At 63.8% G+C, this 23,558-nt stretch carries 15 protein-coding genes and 2 tRNA genes; 2 read left to right on the top strand and 15 right to left on the bottom strand.

All coding sequences use genetic code 11. The features are described from left to right. Window positions 1–33 precede the first annotated feature (33 nt). From AB4Z38_RS01120 to AB4Z38_RS01075, 10 genes are all read right to left on the bottom strand, one after another. Window positions 34–1,005 (bottom strand): electron transfer flavoprotein subunit alpha/FixB family protein, encoded by a 972-nt coding sequence (locus tag AB4Z38_RS01120; RefSeq protein ID WP_441427997.1) that lies wholly within the window; start codon window positions 1,003–1,005, stop codon window positions 34–36. 13 nt (window positions 1,006–1,018) lie between these two features. After that, on the bottom strand, window positions 1,019–1,786 hold the full coding sequence (locus tag AB4Z38_RS01115) for an electron transfer flavoprotein subunit beta/FixA family protein (RefSeq protein WP_441427996.1): 768 nt from the start codon (window positions 1,784–1,786) through the stop codon (window positions 1,019–1,021). Window positions 1,787–1,973: 187 nt separating this feature from the next. Further along, on the bottom strand, window positions 1,974–2,345 hold the full coding sequence (locus AB4Z38_RS01110; protein WP_441427995.1) for a VOC family protein: 372 nt from the start codon (window positions 2,343–2,345) through the stop codon (window positions 1,974–1,976). A gap of 182 nt (window positions 2,346–2,527) precedes the next feature. After that, complete coding sequence (locus AB4Z38_RS01105) at window positions 2,528–2,821, bottom strand: hypothetical protein (RefSeq protein ID WP_441427994.1); 294 nt, start codon at window positions 2,819–2,821, stop codon at window positions 2,528–2,530. Window positions 2,822–3,489: 668 nt separating this feature from the next. Then, a tRNA-Met gene (locus AB4Z38_RS01100) sits at window positions 3,490–3,566 on the bottom strand. A 292-nt stretch (window positions 3,567–3,858) separates the two neighbouring features. Continuing rightward, a complete protein-coding gene (locus AB4Z38_RS01095) occupies window positions 3,859–4,242 on the bottom strand; it encodes a hypothetical protein (protein WP_441427993.1) in 384 nt (127 codons plus the stop codon). 196 nt (window positions 4,243–4,438) lie between these two features. Further along, complete coding sequence (locus AB4Z38_RS01090; RefSeq protein WP_441428068.1) at window positions 4,439–4,612, bottom strand: ATP-binding cassette domain-containing protein; 174 nt, start codon at window positions 4,610–4,612, stop codon at window positions 4,439–4,441. A gap of 657 nt (window positions 4,613–5,269) precedes the next feature. Beyond that, window positions 5,270–5,343: transfer RNA gene (locus AB4Z38_RS01085), tRNA-Met, on the bottom strand. Window positions 5,344–5,531: 188 nt separating this feature from the next. Then, window positions 5,532–8,528 carry a UPF0182 family membrane protein gene (locus tag AB4Z38_RS01080; protein WP_441427992.1) on the bottom strand — a complete coding sequence of 999 codons (2,997 nt, stop codon included), beginning with the start codon at window positions 8,526–8,528 and terminating at the stop codon, window positions 5,532–5,534. A gap of 133 nt (window positions 8,529–8,661) precedes the next feature. Next, complete coding sequence (locus tag AB4Z38_RS01075) at window positions 8,662–9,690, bottom strand: YlbL family protein (protein ID WP_441428067.1); 1,029 nt, start codon at window positions 9,688–9,690, stop codon at window positions 8,662–8,664. 406 nt (window positions 9,691–10,096) lie between these two features. Between AB4Z38_RS01075 and AB4Z38_RS01070 the strand changes: the two genes are divergently transcribed. After that, a complete protein-coding gene (locus tag AB4Z38_RS01070) occupies window positions 10,097–11,542 on the top strand; it encodes a zinc-dependent metalloprotease (protein WP_441427991.1) in 1,446 nt (481 codons plus the stop codon). A 14-nt stretch (window positions 11,543–11,556) separates the two neighbouring features. Here the strand turns inward: AB4Z38_RS01070 and AB4Z38_RS01065 are convergent, their stop codons facing one another. The 3 genes from AB4Z38_RS01065 to nudC are packed head-to-tail and all read right to left on the bottom strand — an operon-like array spanning window position 11,557 to window position 15,301. Then, the gene (locus AB4Z38_RS01065; RefSeq protein WP_441428066.1) at window positions 11,557–12,177 is read right to left on the bottom strand and encodes a M48 metallopeptidase family protein; all 621 of its coding nucleotides are present in this window, start codon (window positions 12,175–12,177) and stop codon (window positions 11,557–11,559) included. Window positions 12,178–12,185: 8 nt separating this feature from the next. Continuing rightward, window positions 12,186–14,318: an ATP-dependent DNA helicase UvrD2 gene (locus AB4Z38_RS01060; protein ID WP_441427990.1), complete on the bottom strand. Its 2,133-nt coding sequence runs from the start codon at window positions 14,316–14,318 to the stop codon at window positions 12,186–12,188. After that, entirely contained in the window at window positions 14,315–15,301 is a 987-nt protein-coding gene (nudC, locus tag AB4Z38_RS01055) for an NAD(+) diphosphatase (RefSeq protein ID WP_441427989.1), read from the bottom strand. The genes AB4Z38_RS01060 and nudC overlap by 4 nt, the downstream gene beginning before the upstream one ends. Window positions 15,302–15,444: 143 nt before the next feature. Between nudC and AB4Z38_RS01050 the strand changes: the two genes are divergently transcribed. Then, window positions 15,445–16,665 carry a macrolide 2'-phosphotransferase gene (locus AB4Z38_RS01050; protein WP_441427988.1) on the top strand — a complete coding sequence of 407 codons (1,221 nt, stop codon included), beginning with the start codon at window positions 15,445–15,447 and terminating at the stop codon, window positions 16,663–16,665. 34 nt (window positions 16,666–16,699) lie between these two features. Here AB4Z38_RS01050 and AB4Z38_RS01045 read toward each other — a convergent pair whose 3' ends face one another. After that, window positions 16,700–20,245 carry an ATP-dependent helicase gene (locus AB4Z38_RS01045; protein WP_441427987.1) on the bottom strand — a complete coding sequence of 1,182 codons (3,546 nt, stop codon included), beginning with the start codon at window positions 20,243–20,245 and terminating at the stop codon, window positions 16,700–16,702. After that, entirely contained in the window at window positions 20,242–23,508 is a 3,267-nt protein-coding gene (locus tag AB4Z38_RS01040; RefSeq protein ID WP_441428065.1) for an ATP-dependent helicase, read from the bottom strand. Before AB4Z38_RS01040 ends, AB4Z38_RS01045 begins: the two co-directional genes overlap by 4 nt. Window positions 23,509–23,558: the final 50 nt, after the last annotated feature.

The raw sequence follows: 23,558 nt of genomic DNA, 5'->3' as shown, positions 1-23,558 counted from the left end.
TTTGGACCGAAGCGGCCAAAGCCTGTTACGCCGTCAGTTGGAACGGGCTTTGACGGCCTCGATGAGTTTCGGAACCACCGTGAAAATATCGCCCACGATTCCGAAGTCGGCCACCTCGAAAATGGGCGCGTCCTCGTCTTTGTTGATGGCCACAATGGTCTTGGCGGTCTGCATGCCTGCGCGGTGCTGGATGGCTCCGGATATTCCCAAAGCGATGTACAGCTGCGGGGACACGCTCACACCGGTCTGGCCCACCTGGGCCGTCTGGGCAATGTACCCGGCGTCGACGGCGGCGCGTGACGCACCGATCGCCGCGCCCAAGGTGTCGGCGAGCTGCTCGACCAGGACAAAGTTCTCGGACGAGCCCAAACCCCGTCCGCCGGAAACCACCGTCGCTGCAGTCCGAAGCTCGGGCCGGACGGAGACTGCGGCATCGTCGTTGAACTGGTCAATGATGGCGGCGCCTTCTTCTCTGGCTTCGAGGGACACCGTCTGCAGGTCTGCCGAGGCTGCCGGAGCCTGGCCTTCGATCGCCCCCTGCCGGATGGTCAGGATGGGCAGCCCGCCTTCCACCACCGACTCGACGGTGTAGGCCCCGCCAAACACCGAATGCTGGGCAACAACGGTTCCGTTGTCGCTGCGCACCTGCACGACGTCGGCGAGCACGCTCCCGCCGAGCCGCACAGCAAGCCGGGCGGCTGCTTCACGGCCGTCCACCGAGTTCGCGGTGAGGACGGCAGCCGGCCCATAGGCGTCGACGGCCCCGCTCAAGGCATCCACGGCGGGTACCACCAAAACAGTGCCGGCGGCATCTGTCACAGCCGAGTAGATCCTTGCCGCGCCTAGCTCACCCAGGCGCGCGACGTCGTCGTCCGTCAAGGGGGCAGACGATACGACGACGGCGACCGGCGAGCCCAGCGTGGCCGCGGCAGCCAGCAGCCCGCGGGCGGACGCGGCAATCTCGCCGCGGTGGGAAACTTCAATGAGTGCCAAGACGTTCGACATTTCTTTTCCTCCCTCAGACCAGGCGGTTCGCAACGAGGAACTCGGCCAGCTCTTCGGCCGCGGTCCCATCATCGATGAGTTTTCGTCCGGCCGCGCGCGGCGGGCGCTCAACGGTGGAGACCACCACGGTTCGGCTGGCGCCCGTCCGGACGCCGAGCCCGGCGACGGACAACGTGGTGACGGGTTTGCGCTTGGCCGTCATGATGCCCTTGAAGTTGGGAAACCGGGCCTCGGCGAAACGTTCGGTCACGGTGATGATCGCGGGCAGTCCGGCACGGACGTCGAGGGTTCCACCCTCGCCCTGGCGAACGCCGCGTACGCCGTCGTCGGAGATTTCCGCGGAGATCAATGATCCCAACAGTGGCAGCTGGAGGTGTTCGGCAACCATGGCGGGCACGACGCCGGCGCGGCCATCCGTCGATTCGTTGCCGGCCATCACCACGTCGAAACCCGTAGACGTCAACGCAGCTGCCAAACTTGCGGCCGTTCGGCCGGTGTCGGCGCCGTCCAGGGAATCATCCACGATGTGCACCCCTGAATCGGCTCCCATGGAAAGGGCCTTGCGCAAGGACTGGGTGGCGTCATCAGGACCCATGGTCATTGCCACTACTTCGGTGCTTTTGTCGGCATCCTTGATGCGCAATGCGGCTTCGAGGGCGCGCTCGTTGATTTCATCGACCACGGAGTCGGCGCCCTCACGGTCCAGCTGGCCGGTTGCCAGGTCGAGCTTCCGTTCCTCGGCCGTATCCGGCACTTGTTTGACGAGCACGACGATCTTCATTCAACAGCTCCCTCGATGCAAATGGCTGACGCTTGGAATCGAGAATACTAGGAACTCCTAGTATTTACCATGGAGCGAAGGAAGGAATGCTCGGAACCCCTACCGATTCTTCCGGGAGGCGGGACTTGCCACACCGCGCAGGGCGACCCGGCCCGGCGGCGGGTATCGGGCTTTCGAAGCGATCGATCTAGCCTTGGCGAATGCCGAGGGTGTTCCCATCGGGATCACGGAACCAAGCGCCGCGGGCGGGGCCGAGCTGTGCGATGTGCCCTGTTGTGGCGAGGGGGCCCTCCGTGTAGTCGAGGAACTCCACGCCCTTGGCGGCCAAGTCTTGGACCGCGGCCTCGATGTCCTCGACTTCGAAGTGGGCAAGGGTGTGCTCGGTAGCGGTAGGCGGACGTTTGAAGACCGAGATCTCGCTGACGGATCCGCACCGGTACCGGACGCCTACCGGAGTTTCCCAGAGGAAGGTCAGCCCCAGGATGCCGCCGTAGAATTCCTTCGCCCGCTCCAGATCCGTGACCGGAATTGTCGCCACGACCATCGTTGCATTGATCAAAGGGGCCTCCTCAGGCCGGCCCATTCCGTCAGGATGAACGGGCCATTCGGCCCAAGTGTCATCCTCCAGGAGCTGGACTGTCAACGCTTGCAGCGTTCGGATCGGTGCGGGTCGGGTGGCGGACCTTGCCTCAGAGCCACGCGGAGCATACGCCCATCGCCGTCGTCGCGAAGGAGCGTCGATTAGTTGCGTCCTGAGAGCCCAGGGGACGCATTGTTGCTTCGCACGGCCATCACCACGCTGACAAGCACCGACAACGCTGTGACCACGACGATTCCGGCGAAGTTCGGCTGGAATTCCAAGGCCAGTGCCCCGTTTTCGGTTCCGGCAGTCGCCGTGAACAGACCTGGCAGGGTCGCCGGGGAGCCCGTCGAAATGGCGATCACGCTAGTGGCCACGCACAGAATGAACGCCAGGGCCAATCCCCCGGCCATTCCGCCCAGGGCCGCACCAATAATTTTCGATGTCTTGTTCATCGAAGCTCCTCCTCATGTCTGTCGACGCCGAGCGCAGCCTGTAATCCAGTGATGAAGCTTTGTTCCCCCGCCCAAGAAACTAGCGCGATATTTCGCTTCTCGGTGGTCGAAGCGGCAAAAATCCGTGCTAATTTGCCCAAAATCAGTGTGTTTTTCGGCAATCTCAGTGTGGATCTCGGCAGTTCTAAGTGTGGAGAAACGTTTCACCCGGAGATGCCAGCATGGCCGTCTAAGACCGTGTTCAAGACCTCCCTCGGGGAAGTAGGAGCGGATGTCTCCAGTGCGCCTACTTCACGATCGGCAAGGCGGCGAAAATAGGGGGGTAAACGAAGGGTTATAGGACAAAACGTGTGTATGGGAGGGGCTTGCTTCCCAGTGTTGGCGGGTGAATTTCGGGTAAACGACGGGAGTTCGACGATCTATGGACACCGTCGGATTCTGCTGGATCATTCTCTTGGCCGAAGTTGCCGGTCCCGTGATTCCGCGGGACCGGAATTTGTGCATTCGAATCGGACATCCGAGCGAGGACGATCCCGGGCCGGACATGACGCGCCCGGGATTTACACACGTTTTGTCCTACAACCCCTGCTTCACGATCGCCCAAGGCCGCAAAATAGGGGGGGTTAAACGAACGAGTCCGCCCAGACGGGCGGACTCGTTCGTTTATTTGGTTGCGGGGACAGGATTTGAACCTGTGACCTCTGGGTTATGAGCCCAGCGAGCTACCGAACTGCTCCACCCCGCGTCGCAGAATCAACTCTACCGCACATTCAGGGGCGCCCCTGACCACTCGGGTGTGGGCTGCAGCACTATGGGAACTGAGGCCTCAAAGGGAGCCCTCGAGCTGAAAGTAACAGCCCTTGAGTGGCGGGGGCAATTCTCGCCCGTGCTCGGCGCCGTCTTGACCTTCTTTGTTTTAGGAAAGCGGTTGCGACACGACGAGTCGCGACATTTGGGAAGCCCAACTTGTCGCTGCAGACATCAGACAGCCGGCAAGTCTTGGCACGGTAGACGCAGCCCTTCGCAAAAGATTGAAGTTAGGCGATCAGCTTCAGGCTATTTGGCGGGAACCTGCGGTCTACGTAGTAGGCGGAGAACACAAGGGCCACCAGTCCAAGGAGAGCTGCACCGTAGTAGAACAGGAGGCCAGGAATGCCCAAGTGAACGGTAAACATGCCGCTAAGGAGCAGCTGAACGCCAATGCAAAGCACCAAAAACACGGCGGCGACGTACCCGATCCGTGTGCCCCTGGAGATGCTGGTCCCGCGTGGGGTACTAGCCACAAAATCGGCAACGCTGAATCGATCACCTGCTGTCCGGCGTTGTTCCATCGCTTCGTCGAGCAGACGCGGTATCTCGGTTTCTGCTACGCCCTTTTTCCTGAGGGCGTACACAATATCCTGCTTGAGGTTTGATTCCATTGTTTCACTCCGTTGTCAAGATCATGCGATTAAACTACATCCCGCGTTCGATTGCGCCAGACACCGATGACGCACGGCACGATGATCCAAATCGCTGCCGAGGAAATCGCTGCGATGGCGTTTCCTCCTTCAGTCAGAACGTTCGAAAGAGTGGCCGACTGCAGAAACGGTGTAGCGTTCCCCGCGAAAAGCCCGATCAGCGAGTCGAACACGAAGGATTGGAACAGGACACGCCGTTGACTTCAACATTCCCCTGACTCGCTTCAAGCAAACCAGTCAGGATGTAAAGGGTGGTTGATTTTCCGGACCCGTTCGGGCCGAGGAGTCCGAAGACTTCTCCGGGTACCAGCACGAACGAGATGTCCCGCACCGCTTGTACCGTTCCATAGTCCTTTCCGAGCTCCACGACCCTGCAGGTGAAATCCACAGATTTCAATGGTTCATTCACTGTTGGGCAATAGCGTTGAGAGTTTTTGCATCGATTTCCTCCTATTTTCTTGAACTGGCTGAGGGGAAATCCAGTGATGGATGTTTGTTCCCCCGCCCAAGAAACTAGCGCGGTATTTCGCCTCTCAGTGGTCGAAGTCGCCAAACTCCGTGCAGATTTGCCAAAAATCAGTGTGTTTTTCGGCAATCTCAGTGTGGATCCCGGCGCTTCTGCGTGTGAAAAAACGTTTCACCCGGATCGGCCCAGATAGCCGTCTAAGACCGTGTCCAAGACCTCCCAGGGAAAGTGGGGGCGGCCGTCTCCGCTGCGCCTACCTCAGGATCGAGAGCGCGTGAAAATGGGGGTTAAACGGGCTCACCGTCGGATTCTGCTGGATCATTCTCTTCGCCTAAGTTGCCGGTCCCGAGATTCCGCGGGCCGCAATTTGTCCATTCGAATCCGACATCCGAGCGAAGCCGATCCCGGGCCGGACATGACGCGCCCGGGATTTACACACGTTTTGTCCTATAACCCGCAAATCGGTTGCAAACAAAAAAAGATCCGGCACAGTGTTTCCACTGTGCCGGATCTTTTCACCAGTTGCGGGGACAGGATTTGAACCTGTGACCTCTGGGTTATGAGCCCAGCGAGCTACCGAACTGCTCCACCCCGCGTCGCAAGAACTACTTTACCTGCAGGTGAATGTCAGGCCAAATCGAAACGACGTGACCTCCGTCTCCCCTATCCGCTGGCCCCCTGCACGGGCTGCCATATCACAAGAAAGACCGGCCCAGCCCTGGTCAGGGCTGGGCCGGTCTTCCGAAACCCCAGCTAAGCCGAAATCAGCCAGCTGGAGAATTGCCTACTTGCTCGGCGAAGGCGAGGGCGTCGGCAACGGGCTCGCTGACGGGCTGGCACTTGCCGACGGGGCCGGGGTGACACCCAACCGGGACTCGGCGTCGAGCGCCTTTTGTATTGCCGCGGACAGGAGGCTCTGCTGGGCACCGTATCCGGCGAAGTCACCCTTGGCCAGCGCAGCCTGGCCATCCTGGATGGCCTTGTTGGCCTGATCCAGCGCAGCCTTCAGCTGGGCCTGCGCATCCGCTGCGGCGGGTGGCGTAGTAGTCCCCGGCGGAGTGGGGGTCTGGCCGTTGTTGGCCGAGTCTCCTGCCGAGGCCCCAGAGTCGCCCCCGAAGAGGATCTTCAACGCACCGTCAAGCGTGGGCGCGAAACCGACCTTGTCGCCAAAGGCCACGAGCACGCGCTGAAGCGTCGGATAAGACGTCTCACCGGTGGACTTCAGATAGACCGGTTGGACATACAGCAGGCCTCCGCCCACAGGCAATGTCAAAAGGTTGCCGTTGAGCACATCGGATGCTCCCTGCCTGAGCAGGTTGAGTTCCCGCGACACTTCAGGATCGGAGTTGAACTTGTTCTGGGCCTGACCGGGGCCAGGAACCTGCGTATCCGTTGGCAACTGGAGTAATCGCAACTGGCCATACGTGTCAGCCTTCACCCCCTTCTGGCTACCGGCGTCGGAATCGGCGGCGAGGAAGCCGTACAGGATGTTCCGGGCGGCGCCGTTGACCACCTGTGGAATGAAGGACGACGTCAGCTGGAAGGCCGGCTTGGTCTGGTCGGGCATCTGCAGGGACATGTAGAACGGAGGCTGCCGGACGGGATCCGTGACCGTTGGGTCGTTCGGAACGCTCCACGCGTCGTTGTTCTGGTAGAAGCTGTCCGCATTGGTCACGTGGTAACGCCCAAGCAACTCACGCTGGACCTTGAACAGGTCCTCCGGGTAGCGGACGTGGCTCATCAGCTGTCCGGACATCTCCGAGTACGGCTTGACGGTAGTCGGGAAAATCTTCTCCCACGATTTCAGGATGGGGTCCTGGTCATCCCACGCGTACAGCGTGACCGAGCCGTCATAGGCGTCAACAGTGGCCTTGACCGAATTCCTGATGTAGTTGACGGTGCTGTTCGGCAGGGCAGCCGTGCGCCCGGAAGTCGTCTGCGAATCGGCGGTAGCGTTTCCCAGTTGCTGCTGCTGGGAATAGGGGAAGTACTGGCTGGTGGTGTAGCCGTCCACGATCCACTTCACACGACCATCGACCACTGCGGGATAGGCGCTTCCGTCCACTGTCAGGTAGGGAGCAACCTTTTCCACGCGCTCACGCGGAGTGCGGTCATAGAGGATCTGGGACTTCTCGTTGACGCCGTCGGACAGCAGCAGGTCCGAGGACTGGAACTTGATGGAGTACAGGAGGCGGTTGAACCAGTTGCCCACGTTGGGGCCACCGTTGCCGGTAAAGGTGTACTGCGTTTCAGTAGAAGTGTCCTTGCCGGCCGGTCGGTCCTGTTCACGGTGCGGAGCGCCATCCGGGGCGCCGACCACCGAGTAGTCCGGCGAATCTTCACCGAAGTAAATGCGGGGCTGGTAACTCGCATCGCTGCCAAGGGTACCCATTGATGGAATTCCGGACAGCAGGAAATCCGGCTTGCCATCAACGGTGAAGGTATTGCCCTTGGCGGCCACGACGCCATAACCGTGGGTGTAGACGATATGCCGGTTGACCCAGGTCTGCTGGCTGGCGTTCAGCCCGTCCTGGTTCAATTCGCGGACAGCGATCACGGTGTCCTGGGTCTTGCCGTCCACGGTGTAACGGTCGACGTTAAGAGCCTTGGGGAACTGGTAGTACGGACGGTACTGCTCCAGCTGGGAGAACGCCGAGGAAACCAGGTTCGGGTCCAACAGCCGGATGTTGGCGGCCGTCTGGGCATCCTTGGCAAGAGCGCCGGTCTTGGCATCCGTGGTGGCGTTGTAGGGAGAAACCTTGATCTTGTCCAAACCGTAGGCGGACCGGGTCATGGCAATGTTGCGGTCAATGTACTTGTTTTCCAGCGTCTGCTCCGAGGGCCGGACTTGGAACTGCTGGATGACCCAGGGATAGACCCCGCCCGCGAGGATGGACGTGATGATCAGCATGGCCGTGCCGATCACGGGCAAGCGCCAACGGCCAATCACGGCGGCCACAATGAAGAGGATAGCCACCAGACCCGCAGCAACGGCCAGGATGGTCTTCGTCGGGATAACGGCGTTGACGTCGGTGTAGAGGGCGCCTGCCCAGTGTCCGCCGTTGTTCTGGACGGTGCTGTAGACGTCAAGCCAGAAGTTGGCTCCGAGCAGGAGCAGGAAAACGGCCCCGGTCACGGCCAGGTGGATTTGGGCGGCACGGCTGGTGAAGATGCCGCGTTCCATGAGCCGGATACTGCCATAGAGGTAGTGGGTAAGGATTCCCGCGATTCCGGCAATCACCACAACGCTCATAAGGAAACCCGTGACAAAACCAAGGAACGGCAAAGTCATGAGATAGAAGCTGATGTCCAGGCCAAACTGGGGATCGGCCTGGCCGAACGGCACCTGGTTGAAGAACAAAAGCACCGCTTGCCACTGGCTCGCGGCCGCGCTGCCGGCGAAGAGGCCGAACAGCACAGGGATGCCGATCATGACCACGCGTCGTACGGGTTCAAGTTGGGCCTGGTAACGGTTCAGGTTGTCCCTGGCCTCGGAGTCCGGAGCGTAGACGGGCCGTGCATGGTAGGCGACGCGGATTGCGTAGAAGACCGGCGCGAACATCAGGACGAAGCCCGCGAGGAAGATCAGGATCCGGGCAAGGTTCTCCCTGAAATAGACTTCGAAGAAGCCCAATTGCTGATACCAGAGGACGTCTGTCCACACATTGGCGAAGAAAATAAATCCCACCACGGCGACGGCGACGATGATCAAAGTTGGAGTGAGTGCACCCCGTCTCCGCTGCGGTCTTCCGGGCGGGCTGGTGCTGGCTGGACGGGACAAACTCGATACCTCATCGCTGGTCGTCAGTTAACGGTCATCAGTGCGTGTGTTCGTCGGCCCCGGTGCCGGGTGCTAATGGCGGAGGCCGTCATTAGTGCCACGAGTGGCAGTGGAGCTAAGTTCCATCATCAGTCTAGTTGTTGGAGCATGTCGGGAGGCGGGACATGTCCTGGCCCGAGGCGAGTCGCTCCACGGCTGATTTTGCGTCCGCCAGAGTGTCCACTTTGACTACCTGCAGCCCGTCCGGAACGTGCCCTATGACCTCATCGCAATTGGCGGCAGGCGCGAGGAAAAGCGTGGCGCCGCCGCTGCGGGCTCCGCGCATTTTCTGGGCGATTCCACCAATGGGTCCTACGGTGCCGTCCGGCGAGATGGTGCCGGTACCGGCCACATGCTTGCCCCCCGTGAGGTCGCCGGGGGTGATGCTGTCGATGATGCCCAATGCGAACATCATGCCGGCGCTCGGTCCGCCCACCTGGTCCAGTGAGATCTTGACGTCGAACGGGAACGTGAACTTGTACTGCAGCAGTATGCCCAGGATGTACTTGCCGTTTGAGCCCTTGCCCGGGGTAATGCTCACCGTCACGGGCTTGCCGCTCCGATCGACGACGACGGCGGCAGGCGCGCCCGCGCCGTCGGCCAGTGCGGTTTGGACGACGTTCAGGGACGTGACCGCCTTGCCGTTGATCGACGTAAAGACATCCCCTGTCTGGAGTTTGCCTGCGGAGGCCGAGCCGTCGGACAACCCTGCGACTGCAAGCTTCTGACCGTACGGAATGTTCTCTTCCTGGAGGGCCGAGGCAACAGCATTCTCCTGGGAGGTAGTCATGGCAAGCGCGCTTTCCTGTTCGGATTGCTGCTTGGTGACGCCCTTGGGATAGAGAAGTTCTTCGGGGTATACGGCCTTGGAACCGTCCAGCCAGGCTTGGAAGGCCTCGAAAATGTTGACTGGTCCGTTGGGGCCGCCGTTGATGTAGACGGTGGTCAGGTCCAGGTTTCCTTTGGCTGGATACGTCGCATGCCCAGTGATGCTAATGACCGGTTTGTTGTGGTCCGTGCCCAGGGTGTTGAACGTCGGACCGGGGGATTCCACGACGTAGGGAACAGGGAGAACAGCCGCGGCGATTCCCAGCACAATGGTCAGGGCGCCGGAGACCAGCATCGCGACGTATCGTCCGTCGCGGCGCCGTGCCGGTTGGGGCGCCCCGGGCGGTTCCTGCCCTGGTTCCTGCGTTTGCGCGGAGTCCCGGGCCGGGGAATGGCCTTGCGACGTCGGGACGTCCTGGGAGTTGGAGGGGCCGAGAGGCTGACCGGGTTCCCCGGCAGCTCCGGGGCTCGGCAAACTAGTCAATGAAAGACCTCTCCGCGCCGGGAACTGCGTGCCCAACGCTACCGTTTCGACCCCCCTCAGGGTGGAGGCCGGTAAACATACCAACGATCCACCCTACTTGTTGTGCCCGGGAGACGTGCTTTGCCTAGAGCGAACGACGCGTTCTTGAGGCAGACAGCCCCCGGGCATCGCGGTACCTTGAAAGTGATCACCAGTCACACCGACGATCGGCGGCACCATGACCTCCAACCCCAATACCCCCTCCAATGGAGACGATTCACCCGTGGATCCCTTGGCAGAAATGCTGAAGAACCTGATGGGCGGGCAAGGCATGGGCAACATTGACCCCGCCGAATTGGCAAAGGCCGCGGGGCTGCCGAACGACCCCAACATGCTGCAGCAAATGTTCGCCCAAGTGCAGGCCATGATGAGCTCCACTTCCGAAGGCCCTGTCAATTGGCAGCTCGCCCACGAGAATGCCCGCCGTGTTGCCGCTGCGGGTACGGATCCGTCGGTGAATGCCGTGCAGGCCCGCGAAGTCGACGAGGCGCTCCGGCTAGCGGAACTCTGGTTGGATCCGGTCACCGATCTCCAGGCAACAGGCCTCATCGGCCGCGCCTGGTCCCGCGCTGAATGGGTGGAAGCCACCCTCGCTACGTGGAAACGACTCACGGAGCCGGTGGCCAACAGCATCGCCAATGCCCTATCGGACGCCCTGACCCAGCAGATGCCGGAAGAAATGAAGGCCATGATGGGTGGCACCTCGTCCATGTTGCAGAACATGGGCGGGGCAATCTTCGGCATGCAACTGGGCCAGGCCATCGGGGCCCTGTCCGCAGAGGTGGTCAGCTCTACCGACATCGGCGTTCCACTCGCTGATCTCGAGATGGCATTGCTGCCGGCCAATGTGGCGAAGTTCGGCGAAGGCCTGAGCGTCCCCGAGAATGACGTACGGTTGTTCCTCGCAGTCCGCGAAGCCGCGCATGCCCGGCTCTTCGTGCAGGTTCCATGGCTGCGGGGCCATCTCCTCGGTGCGATCGAAGCTTATGCCCGCGGCATCCACATCGATCTGTCCCGCGTCGAGGACCTCGCCCGGGACCTGGATCCCGGCAACCCTGAGGGCATTCAAGAAGCCCTCTCCCAAGGGGTGTTCACGCCCGAGCGCACTCCCGAACAATCGGCTGCCCTGGAGAAACTCGAAACAGCCCTCGCGCTGGTTGAGGGCTGGGTGGACGAACTCACGGCTGCAGCCACCGAGAATGTGCTGCCATCCGCCGTCGCACTCCGCGAGACGGTGCGGAGGCGTCGCGCCACAGGAGGACCCGCTGAACACGCGTTCTCCTCGCTGGTGGGACTCGAGCTGCGCCCGCGGCGCCTGCGCGAAGCCGCCGCGCTGTGGGCGGCGCTGAAGGACGAACGTGGAATCGCCGGCCGCGATGCCATTTGGCAGCACCCCGATTTGCTCCCCACGGCGCATGACCTCGACGACCCTGCGGGCTTCACCGAACGGCGCCGCCTGGCTGAAGCCAGCGACACCGAAGTGGACGATGCACTGCAGAAGCTCCTTGAAGGTGGCTACGACACTCCGAAGGATGAGGAGAACACAGACGGCACCCCGGAGGCTCCGAAACCTGAAGACGGAGACTCGCCTGACAACACGGAACCAGGGGAGCCCAAGGCCTAGCGCTCCTGAAACGCCTAGTCGGCGTCGGCGTCCCAGCCTCCTGCTGGTGCGTCGGCGCCTTCTTCATTCGGTCCAAGCCCCCGCGACGTCGCAAAAGCGACGCCCTCCAGGAACGCCTTGGCCCGCTGCGTTTCGGGGTACGCCTCCAGCAAGCGCCAAAACGCGGCGTTGTGCCCGGCCACCAGCAGATGCGCGAGTTCGTGGAGCAATACGTAGTCGATCACCCACTGCGGCATCGTTTGGAGCTTGTCCGAAAGCCGGATGGTCCCGTCCGCCGGGGTTGCCGACCCCCACCGGGACTTCTGGTTGCTGACCCAGCGGACCGACGTCGGGGTAGCACGCCCGCCCAGATACCTTGAGGAAAGTTCCGCGGCATGTCCGGCAAGGGCTGCATCGCTCGCGGGTCTCCGCCTGCCGGCGCCCTGGGCACCTCTCTCCCCTTGACGCTTGAGCTTGTCCAGCATCCGCCGGACCCATTCGCTCTCCTGCGCCTTCGTGAAGTGGGCAGGGATCGCCACAACGGCGTTCCCGTCCTCCCAGAAAGCGGCCACAGTACGACGGCGGCGGGCCGAGCGACGAACGACGACGGGCGCGCCGTCGTCGGTGGTCAGCGGCAAAGCGGGCTGTCCCGCGATCCGCGGCACTAGGCAGACCCGTTCTCGACCAGAACTGCCAGCACGGCTTCGCCGTACTTTTCCAGCTTGGAAGGCCCGACACCAGCGAGTTGCGCCAGTTCCTCAAGGGACGCCGGCCGGGCCTCCGCGATGGCCGTCAACGTCGCGTCCGTGAAGACCACATAGGCGGGAACATCGTTGCTCAGGGCCTCTTCCTTGCGCCATTGCCGCAAAGCCTCAAAGGTCTGTTCCTCGTAGGTGGGCGGGCACTGGCTGCAGCGACCCACTTTGCGCTCGGCGCCAGTGGCAAGCATCGTGCCGCAGACCCTGCACGACGCCGGTGCTGCCGCCTTGCGCCGTGGCGTGGCGCGGCTGCGCGCGCTGGCGCCGAGCACGGAATCGGGGCGGAGCCCGTCGAGGAAGCGCGAAGGCTTGCGGTTCGCGCGGCCACCCGGCGTGCGGGCCGTGGACCAGGACAGGTTCAGGTGCTCGCGTGCCCGCGTGATCCCGACGTAGAGCAGGCGGCGTTCCTCGTCCACGCTCTCGGGGGTGTCGGCGAAGGAAATGGGCATGAGGCCCTCGCTCAAGCCCACCAGGAACACGGCGTCCCATTCCAGGCCCTTCGCGGCGTGCAGCGATGCGAGGGTAACGCCTTGGACTGTCGGGGCGTGCTGGGCCACCGAACGCTCCTGGAGTTCGTTGACGAATTCCATCAACGTGAATTCCGGCCCGCGGCTAATGGCGAGTTCGTCCGCGAGGGCCACGAGCGCGGCCAGGGACTCCCAGCGTTCGCGGAGGGCACCGCCGCTGTGCGGGGCGGCATCCGTGTAACCGAGCGAAGCCACGATGTCCCGGACCAGTTGGCCCAGTGGCTCCTTGGCGGAATCCTCGGCTATTGCACGTGTGGCGGCGCGCAGCTGCAGGATGGCGTCCCGTACTTCCTTGCGCGCGAAGAACCGCTCACCACCTCGGAGCTGGTAGCCGATGCCAGCCGAGGCAAGGGCTTGTTCGTACGCTTCCGATTGGCCGTTGGTGCGGAAGAGCACAGCGATCTCGCTCGCTTTGGTGCCGGCGTCGATCAATTCCCGGGTCCGGCCCGCGACGACCGCCGCTTCCGCCTCGTCGTCCGGGCATTCCATGAACCGCGGTTCCGGTCCGGCCGGGCGCTGGGCCACCAACTGCAGGGGTTTGGCCCAGGCGGCGTCGGCAACCGTTCCACCACTGCGGCGGGACCCGAGGAGATCGTTGGCGAGCTTCACCACTTGGGGCGTGGAACGGTAGTCACGAACCAGTTTGACGACCGTCGCCGACGGGTAACGGCCCTTGAATCCCAGGAGATGCCTGGGAGAGGCTCCCGTGAACGAGTAGATGGTCTGGCTGGAGTCGCCCACGACGCAGAGTTCGTCGCGGCCGCCAAGCCAAAGTTCAAGAAGCCGCTGCTGCAACGGAGAAACGTCCTGGTACTCGTCCACCACAAAGTGCCGGTACTGCTCGCGGACCGTAGCTGCCACTTTCGGGTCTTCCTGAAGGATGCCCACTGTGATCAACAAGACGTCCTCGAAGTCGATCACGTTGCGGTCCGTCTTCACGTCCTCGTAAGACTGGAAAACCCGCGCGACCGCGGTGAGGTCGAAGCCGCCCGGAGTGCCGCGGTCCTGGGCGTTCTCAAGGTAGTTGGCCGGCGTCAGCATGGAAACCTTGGCCCACTCGATCTCCGCCGCAAGGTCACGGATGGAAGCGCGATCGGTACTCAGCCGGAGCCGCCGCGCGGCTTCAGCAATCATGTTCGCCTTGTGGTCCAGCAGGTTCGGCAGGACGCCGCCCACCGCCTGCGGCCAGAAGAACTGCAGTTGCCTGAGCGCAGCTGCGTGAAAGGTGCGTGCCTGGACGTTTCCGACGCCGAGATCCCGCAGCCGGCTGCGCATCTCGGCGGCGGCCCGGGACGTGAAGGTAACGGCCAGAAGGCGCTGCGGGCTGTAGACACCGGAGTGCACACCGTAGGCAATGCGGTGCGTAATGGCACGGGTTTTTCCCGTACCCGCTCCGGCGAGGACGCACATGGGACCGGTAAGGTTGCTGGCGACTTCCCGCTGCTCGGCGTCCAGGCCGCCGAGAATCCGGTCCTCGAGTGAAACGGTGTCGCTGAAAATACCGTCTGTCACTGCTGGAGGTCCTCGATGACGCCGCCATACCAGTGCTCGATCAGGGAACGCGCAATCGAGAGCCTCGTGGAGATCGTGATCTCGCCGCTGAGCACTGCTGCCTGGAGTTCCGCACGGCTGAACCAGCGGGCCCGGGTGACTTCGACGCCGTCGGGCCTGGCCTCGACGTCGTCCGTTGTTGCGGTGAACCCGAGCATAAGCGAGGCCGGAAACGGCCACGACTGCGAGCCAAGGTACTGGCAAGCGGTGACCCGCACACCGACTTCTTCCCCGATTTCGCGAACCACGGCCTGTTCAAGCGATTCCCCGGGCTCAACGAAGCCGGCCAGCGTGGAGTAGTTCTTGGCGTCAAGCGGCCCTCCTCCACCCAGGAGCAGCCTGCCGTCGGAACCGACCACGGTGACGATGATGGCCGGATCGGTCCTCGGATAGTGCTCCGATTTGTCCCGCGGGCACCGCCGAATCCAGCCGCCGGCTTCGATTTCCGTGGGAGTTCCACACTGCGGGCAGTGGGTATGGGTGGCATGCCAATTGGAAATGGCGCTGGCCTCGACAAACAGGGCTGTGTCCATGGCACCGAGGCGGGCGGCGACCTCCCGGAATCCCGCCCAGGAGCCGTCGGCCGGAAGGCCCGCGCCTCCAGGCGAAACCGGCTCGGTGGGCACAAAGAGGACGATTGGTGTTTGCTCCGGGACAGAGGAAGCAGCAAGGGTCCGGCCGAGATAAATGGCAGTGAGCGGTCCACCGGCGGCCTGAAGGGTTTCGAAGAGCGGCGCGGCGTCGCCCAGCCACAGCTTGTCCCCCACTACGAGGGCTTGGCGCTGCGACAACACGATTGCCTTGGCCGAACCTGAGGAGATCACTTCGCCAAGCATGCCCGGCTTCAGGCGTTCGGCAGATCCGCGGTCAACCATGGCAGGGCGCACCGGAAGAACGGTATCGATAAGGTGGTTTGCCGGCGCCTGGAACTCGGTGAAACTCATGTACCTACCGTACTGACTCGCACCGACAATTGACATTTGGATCTTTCAGCAATGCACGCCCCTGGATGCTGTTTTCCGGCGGATCTCAAGACTCGCCGCACTGCATCGCTGCCAGAGGCGCTTGTCAATCTACCGTGGAAGACGTGAGAAGAACACCGTTCGAACTGGCCGCTGTAGCTACTGCGGCGGTGCCCGGCCTGACGCCGATGGCTGCCGCCTCCGCCCCGGACGATGCTGCCGATTTCGATTCGGCGCTTCTGCTGGATTCGGAGGGCAAGCGATGGCGCGTCCGTTCGCCGCGCCATCCGGAAGCCAGCGCCCGGCTGGAGACCGAATTCATGATTCTGCGGGCTTTCGCGCCGGCGATCCGGGCCGAGCTGCCTTTTCTGATGCCCACTGTGGCCGGAACGGTGCGCCAAGGCGCGCTGAGCACGTTTGTCTACGCCCACTTGGCCGGGGCCACGCGGAGCATCGAAGAGTTGTCGAGCTGCAGTGATGCCTTGGCCAAGGAGATCGGTGTGGCGCTGGCCGCCGTCCACGACCTTCCCCAATCCCTCGTCAATAACGCCGATCTTCCCAGCTACACGGCCAACGAATTCCGCCAGCGCAAGTTGAACGAGCTGGACCAGGCTGCCACCACGGGCAAGATTCCGCCCGCCTTGCTGCGTCGCTGGGAGCACGCACTGGAGGACGTGGCGCTGTGGCGCTTCAACCCGTGCGTAGTCCACGGCGATCTCCATGAAGACAATTTGCTGATCGACGGCGACAGCGTGACGGCAGTGACGGGGTGGACCGATCTGCGCATCGGCGATCCCGCCGATGACTTCGCCTGGCTCGTGGCGTCAAACGAGCAGCGCTTCGTGGAGTCCGTACTGCGGCACTACACGGAAGCCCGGCGGGATACGCCTGACGGCCATCTGCTGCGACGCTCGGCACTTCTTGCCGAGTTCGCCCTTGCGCAGTATCTCGTCAAGGCCTTGGCGGCCGGTCACAGTGACATGACGGCAGAAGCCGAGGCGATGCTCAAATCCCTCGCTGACGACATCGAGGAGCAAAACGCGTTGGCAGCCGAGGAGGCCGAGGCCGCCGCGGCGGAGCTTGCCACTTCAGAGCTTGCCGCTGCAGAGCGTGCCGCTGCGGACGGGCTGGCAGCACCGGCAGTTGTCATGGCTTCGGAAGCCAAGGCCTCAGAGGGCGACTCAGCAAAGCCCACGGTGAGTGTTACGGCCATCCCGGAGTCTGCGGGAGATTCGGCGAACGGGACCGCCTCCACGCCGGAGGCGCCGTCCGAAGCAGACGACACCTCGACGACGGCCCTCCAGATAGTGGAGCCGGCACCGCTCCAGGACGCCAAGGACCATTAGTCCGTCCCGGCGTAGCTACCGTGGTTTCGGCTGCCTAGCGGTTTCGCCTGCCTAGTGCGGAAGCGATGATGTTCTCCAGATCATCGGCCGCGCCGAGGTCGTGGGGCCTCACGACGGCGTCATCGGCAACGTAGTAGAACGCTGCACTGACCTGCTCCAACGGCACACCCTTGAGGCGCGCCCATGCCAGCCGGTAGACGGCCAGTTGCACGGCGCGGGTCTTGAGTTGCCTGCCGGCCGGGCGCTTGCCCGTCTTCCAGTCCACCAGTTCCCATGTGCCGTCCGTGCCGCGGAAGACTGCGTCAATCCGTCCGCGCACTACGACGTCCCCGATCCTTGTTTCCACGGGAACTTCGACGAAGGCCGGGGACCGGTGCGCCCATTCTGAATTGCTGAACGTCGCCACCATGTCGTCAAGTCCGTAGGCTTCGTCGATGTGGGAGTCAGAGCCGGGGGCTTCGTCGAGATCCAGCATGCCGGTGGTTCCGTAGTATTCCTCGACCCAGGAATGGAAGGCGGTGCCCTTGCGTGCAGAGATCCCGGGTTGGCGGGGCACCGGGCGCCGGAGCTGGGCCAGGACCGCCGTGGGGTCGTCTCCCAGGTCGACGAACATCGATGCAGAGATGTGTCCGGGCAAATGGACGTCCTGGACGGATTTCCGCCGCAGCTGCCGTTCCAACAACAGCTCCGCTTCGGCGGCCCAGCCGGCTGCCGCCCCGCGGAGGGAGGTCGGCGAAGCATCGATGACGAGCGGCGAATCCATCCGCAGTGCCTCGACGGCGTCCCTGACCCGGGTTGCTGCCGCCTCCATGGCGGCCCGCCGCCCCGGTACCAAGCGGAGCCGTTCCCCGGTACGAGGGTCGCTGGGACCTTCGAGCGGATCATAGGGGAAGGTCGCCACCTCCGTGCCGACGGTCAGGGGGCTCTCAGTGGGGAGCGCGTCTTCGCTGAGGGACTGAGGATGAATGGCAGCGGCCGATGCTCCGCCGGCATCGTTGCCCGCCTCGCCAGCAAGGCCTTCCAGCTCAGCAAGGAAAGGTGACGTCTCGGCAATGCCCGCCCGGGAACCATTCCACGCGGCGCTCGATGCCCACAGGACGAACTTTGCCCGGGTATAGGCAACGTAGGCGAGCCGCCGCTCTTCAGCCTCGCCGTGGTGCTGGACATCGGATTTGAAGTCCTTTTCGGCGTCCAGCCAGCCCTTTTGGTCCGGCTGGTCCAGATCCCATTGAGGGAGATCCGCCCGGTCGCCGCGGAGGGGCCATGGCAGGGCCGCGGTACCGCTGCTCCACCGGGAGTCCCGGCTGCTCGGGAAGGCCCCGGCGTTGAGACCGGGGACGAAGACAACGTCCCATTCCAAGCCTTTGGAGGCGTGGACTGTCAGTAGTTGCACGGCCTCGTGGTTCACCTCGGCGTCGGCCATGTCCAGTCCGCCTTCCTCCGATGCGGCCGCTTCAAGCCATCCCAGGAAAGCCAAAAGATCCACGCGCTGCGAAGTCTGCAGGAAACCCGCCGCGGCATCATGGAATGCGTCCAGATTCCGGCGGGCCTGGTGGATGCTCGTCCCGGGCTTGGCAGCGACCTCAATATCCAGCAGCATGGCACGTTCCACCTCGCCGATCAGCGTGGTCAGATCGTCTCCGATGAACCCCCGCAGGTTCCGGAGCTCTGCAGACAGCCGGCCCAGACGGTCCAGGGCCGTCGTGCTGAGGGAGCGTCCGTGGCCGGAAGTCCACCCTGGGCGTGGCAGGAAGTCCAGCGCTTCCACGAGGCTGGCCGCATCGGTGATGTCGCTCTCCACGACGGTCTCCATCGGGCTTTCGTCCGCGCTTGACGCATCGTCTCCCGCGCCGCTGGTTCCCGCACCGCTATCTCCCGCACCGCCGTGGGATCGCCGCCGGGCCAGGAACTGGGACCAGTCGCGGAATGCCATCAGATCAGCGGTTCCGATCCGCCACCGGGCGCCTGCCAGAACACGCATCAGGGCATCGGAACGGCCAGGATCGGCGAGGACCCGGAGCGCAGCCACGAGATCCACTACTTCGGGTGTGTCGAGGAGCCCGCCAAGGCCGACTATTTCGTACGGGATCCCTTGGACCTCGAATTCACGCCGCAAGCACTCCATCTGTGCCCGACGGCGGCAAAGCACTGCCATGGTGGGAGAAACCGGAGTACCGTCGGCCGCGGTTTCAAAGACTGTGCGCCGGTAGCGGCGGACGTCCCGCCCGATCGCTGCGGCTTCGTCCTCGTCGGTGGCAAATCGTCCGAGAACGACGTTGCCGTCCACAGCTGCGGGGCTCGGCTGCAGCGGAGGTACTGCCACAGAACTGTCTTCGGCCCTGGAGCCCGGGGCTCCGTCATTCGCGGCGGCCTTGTTAAGCGGCGCGGAAATGACGTTGGCGGCGGCCAGGATGTTGCGCCCGTTCCGCCAGGCAGTGGTCAGGTACGAGGTGGGTGCGGTGGCTAGGGATGCCGTTCCAAAGTTGTCTTCGACCCGGACGGGAAATTCCTGGACAAAGTGGAATAGTTGGCCGGCCGAAGCACCCCTGAACCCATAGATGGATTGGTTGGGATCCCCCACCGCCGTCACGGCGTGCCCGCCCCCGAACAGGCGGGAGAACAGCACCAGTTGCGCGTGTGAGGTGTCCTGGAATTCATCCAACAGTACGACTTTGTAGCGGGCCCGCTCGGTGGCAGCCGCCAAGGGAATGTCCTGGGCAATCTTCGCGGCGAGCGCAACGAGGTCGCCGAAGTCGAGGACGCCGCGATTCCTCTTGGCCTCCTGGTAACGCCCCACCAGGTCCGCGACGCTGGCCCTGGTCCGCAACATGGCGCCGAGATCGCCGGCGGCTTGGGTCGGGTTCTTTTTCGCGGCGGACATATAGGGCAATTGCGCGAATTCGGACACTCGGTCCATCAACCAGTGTTGAACCTCGGCGGGTTCGCGCGAGTGTTCGGCGCACTCGCCGGCCAACTGCATCACGGCGTTGACCAACGTGGACTTTGCAGCGGTGAAGTGCTCGTAGTCGCCGTCGTACGCTTCGACCACTTCGCTCGCAAGCTGCCAGGCCTGGGCGCCGCCGAGCAGCACCACATCGCGCTCGATACCCAGGCGCAGGCCGTAGTCGGACACGATCCCGCTGGCGTAGGAGTGGTAGGTGGACACTTTGGGTTCAAGCTCGTCGGAGCCTGCAACGCCCTCCGGGAAGCCGTACTGCCCGTTGTCCGAGGACGCGATGCGCTGCAGGGTGGCCAATTTGGCGCGGATACGGCTGGCCAGCTCCCCGGCCGCTTTACGGGTGAAGGTGACGCCAAGGACCTCTTCGGGGCGGACCCATCCGTTCGCCACGAGCCACACCACACGGTCCGCCATGGTTGCCGTTTTCCCGGATCCGGCGCCGGCGATGACCAGCCGGGGGGTCAACGGTGACGCGATAATGGCGGATTGCTCGTCCGTGGGGCGGTTCCGTTCGCCGAGGATATCGGCCAATTCGCCGGGCGAGAATCGAGGTTCCGGCAATACCGCAGCAGCTTTGGCGGAGTCTCCGGCCTCGATTCCGGCGAGTGTCTGGACGGTCATTCTGTGACCTGCTTTCCCCGGGCGCACAATGGGCAGATATCGGGCAGTCGGCAGCCGTGGCCTCCATGGCTGCCTTGGGAGGGATCGTGACGTGCTTCGAAGCTTGCTCCGGCCATGAGCATGGCGGCCCCGCTGACAAGGTCCTGTGCCCAGTTATCCCCCGGGTCCAGGGGCTCCTGCACTTGGACCGCCGGCGTCTTTGTCTTGGTCCCCAGCTGTGCCAGCACGGCACCGCCTGGAACAAGCCCCGGAACAGGCAGCTGCTGGAATGCCCCGTGCAGTACCGCCGCCTGATACGCACCGAGCTGGGGGTGCCTGGCGAGTTCGGCTTTGCCCGGCTGGCGTTTGCCCGTCTTGAGGTCGACAATCACCAGCCTGCCCTCTGCGTCTATTTCCAAACGGTCCACTTGTCCCCGAAGCACGGCGTTGCGGACAGGATCGGAATCCTCGGCAACGTGGCCCAGGCGAACCTCCGGAAGGGGAACCTCGAAGTCCGCTTCGACCCCGGCCAGGCTTCGGCCTTCGCTCCGCATGACAAGGACGTATTGGGCGAGTTTCCTGACCATCTGCTCTGCTCGTTGGAAGTCCAGCCTGCCCTCCCAGTTGTCTTTCATGCCCAGCGTCGGCCAGCGACGTACGAGCTCGGCGACATACTCGGCCCCGGAAGCATCGGGCAACTCCTGGGCAATCGCATGGACCAAGGTGCCCAGGCTGCGGGCAAAGTCGGTCGCGGCTTCTCCCCCGGCAGCCTGGACGAACCAGTCCAACGGCGATTTGTGCACCGTTTCCACTTTTGAAGGCGAAACGAACACGGTGCCTTGCTCCGGGACAACCGGTGCCTCGCTGCTGAGCGGCGCCAATCCCCACCAGGAATCCGGATGCGCGCCCGGCACTGCGGGCTCTGCGGTGGCGAGGTGTGCCAGCACGCGAGCGGCTTCGGCGGCATCCTCGGCCACGCCCGGGCGGGCAAGCGCGGCGTCGTCCGGCTGGACGCGCTGCCTCAGCTCGGCCACCAAGGCACGTAGGGTCATGGGCCGGCCGACCGGTGTGTACTCACGTTGGTACTGTCCCGGTTCCAAAGGCGCCACGTAGTCGAGAAAGGCCGACTGCTGCTCGTCCTCGGAAGAAACCGCCGTGCAGATGAGGACTTCCCGGGCACGCGAAACGGCCGTAGAGAAGCTCCGCAGTTCGTCGTAGCGGATATCCCGCAGCCTGCTGAGGGGCCCGCGCTGCAAAGCGTGTGCAACTCCGTGCTCCACGGCATCGGCAAACAAAGTACTGCCGAGGAGTTCACCCCGGAGCCTGGTGTTGGGCCAGACGCCTTCCTGCAGGCCCGCGACAATGACCACGGCCCACTCCCGCCCGGCAGCGCTGGCCGGCGTCATGAGCTCCACCGCTTCCTCCAACTGGGCCCTGGCGGCAAGGGTGTCCATGGGGAGTTCCTGGCTGAGCAGATACTCCAGGAACTGTTCGGGACCGGAGCCAGGGAGCTGGTCGACGTAGCGCTCGGCTGTGTGGAACAGGGCCATCATGGCGTCAAGGTCCCGGTCTGCCCGGGCGCCGGCCGCGCCGCCGTCGAGCGCCATTTCCGTCCAGCGCGAAGCCAGCCCGGTGGCTTGCCACAAAGCCCACAACACCGTCTCCGCGTTGGCTCCGGGTTCGGCGGCCGCCGAACGTCCTGCCGCGATCATGCGGGCCAAGCGCCGCGCCGAGCTACCTTCGATACCCAAAGAACCCAGCGCGCCCGGCTCCAGCAACGCTTCAACCAGCAACGCATCGCTGGACCGTCCGCCACCGCCCAACAGTTCCTCCCTGCGCAGGGATTGCCGCAGGCGGCGCAACTCGATGGCTGTAGCCCCGCCGATCCTCGACGTGAGAAGCGAGACCGCAGACTCAGGCGTCAGTCTGGCGGCGTCCAGCACCACTCCGTACACCTCAAGCAGGGGACGAACAGCCACTTCGTCGCGGACGGCGGAATCTGCGACGGGGACTCGGACCGGGATTTCTTGACCGCTCAAATAGCGCTGCAGTTGAGCCAATTGCCCACCGTTGCGCACAATTACTGCAATGTCGCCGAACTCATGGTTCTCGCGCAGCTGCGCTTCGAGGATGCGTTGTGCCACGTAGCGCAATTCGTGGACGGTGGAGGGAAAGACATGTGCTTCCACCCGGCCCGCGGCCTGACTACCTCCGGAACGAGCCTCCTCCGCCGATGCAGGAAGTGGGTCAAGACGCCGGGCCAATTGGCCTCCCGCACGCTGCGAGATTCGCGCAGCCACGCCCGTCCACGCTTTTGCGACGTCGGGGAGGTGCCGGTGGGTGTGCCATAGAGGGAGCTCCCGCACGGTCCCCGCAAGGCCTCCGAGAAGCCGCGGCAGTTCGGCGACGAGGTCGGGCCGGGCACCGCGGAACCCTTGGACCACGGTGTCCGGGGAGGACGCTACCAAAACGTCCTTTCCTTCTCCGATGTCTGCGAGCAGTTCAAACACGGCGGGGTTTGCCTCTTGGACGTCGTCCACCAGGATCAACTGCAGCCGCTCGCGCTCTGCCGCCAGGAACCCGGGAGAGTCCTGGAAGATCTGGCGCGCCGCAGTAATGATTCCGGCCGGGTCAAAGGCCTCCGGCATGCGCAGGTCCAGGACGTCGCGGTATTCCGAATAGAGGTCCGCGGCAGCAATCCAGTCCGGTCTGCCGCATTCATAAGCAAGCGCCGTGAGATCTTCCGCAGTGCGCCCGGATTCGATGATCCGGTCGAAGAGCTGCCGGATCTCCTGCCGGAACCCCCGTGTGGGCAATGCCGCAGACAAGTCCTGCGGCCACGGAAGTTCAAAACCGGGCCGGCCGTGCCCCTCCAGCAGTTCCTTGATGATGAGGTCCTGTTCCGGCCCCGAGAGCAACTTGGGTGGCCGCTGCAGCGGCAGCACGCCCTCGGCTTTGGCTCGCCGGATCAGATCGAAAGCGTATGACGCCCAGGTGCGCGCCGGCGTCGTACTCAAGCTACGGTCCAACCGCCCCGTAAAGGTGTCCCGCAATGCCGACGCTGCATGCCGGCCGGGTGCGAGAATCAGGATCCGTTCCGGATCCACGCCATCACGCTGAACCCGCCGGACGGCGGTTTCCACCAATACAGTGGACTTCCCGGTGCCGGGCGCCCCCGGTACCAGGACCGGCCCGGATCCGTGCGGGAGCCCGACGACGGCGGACTGGTCGGCGGACAACTCCGGGGCTGCGTAGTGGACCTCGCGCGGAGGAAGCAGGCGCAACCGGGCGGGCGCTTGCCGCGGCTGTGCCTGTCGCGGCTGTTCCTGCCGCG

Origin of the sequence: Arthrobacter sp. 2RAF6 (assembly GCF_052115205.1) — a bacterium.
In the GTDB taxonomy this organism is placed as follows: domain Bacteria; phylum Actinomycetota; class Actinomycetes; order Actinomycetales; family Micrococcaceae; genus Arthrobacter.
This window is presented reverse-complemented; position numbering and strand designations above follow the sequence as displayed.

Coding starts and splice junctions, on each gene's coding strand:
- AB4Z38_RS01095 (WP_441427993.1), bottom strand. CDS start 4,242: ATGGAATCAAACCTCAAGCAGGATATTGTGTACGCCCTCAGGAAAAAG.
- AB4Z38_RS01045 (WP_441427987.1), bottom strand. CDS start 20,245: ATGACCGTCCAGACACTCGCCGGAATCGAGGCCGGAGACTCCGCCAAA.
- AB4Z38_RS01070 (WP_441427991.1), top strand. CDS start 10,097: ATGACCTCCAACCCCAATACCCCCTCCAATGGAGACGATTCACCCGTG.
- AB4Z38_RS01120 (WP_441427997.1), bottom strand. CDS start 1,005: ATGTCGAACGTCTTGGCACTCATTGAAGTTTCCCACCGCGGCGAGATT.
- AB4Z38_RS01105 (WP_441427994.1), bottom strand. CDS start 2,821: ATGAACAAGACATCGAAAATTATTGGTGCGGCCCTGGGCGGAATGGCC.
- AB4Z38_RS01075 (WP_441428067.1), bottom strand. CDS start 9,690: ATGCTGGTCTCCGGCGCCCTGACCATTGTGCTGGGAATCGCCGCGGCT.
- AB4Z38_RS01115 (WP_441427996.1), bottom strand. CDS start 1,786: ATGAAGATCGTCGTGCTCGTCAAACAAGTGCCGGATACGGCCGAGGAA.
- nudC (WP_441427989.1), bottom strand. CDS start 15,301: ATGAGTTTCACCGAGTTCCAGGCGCCGGCAAACCACCTTATCGATACC.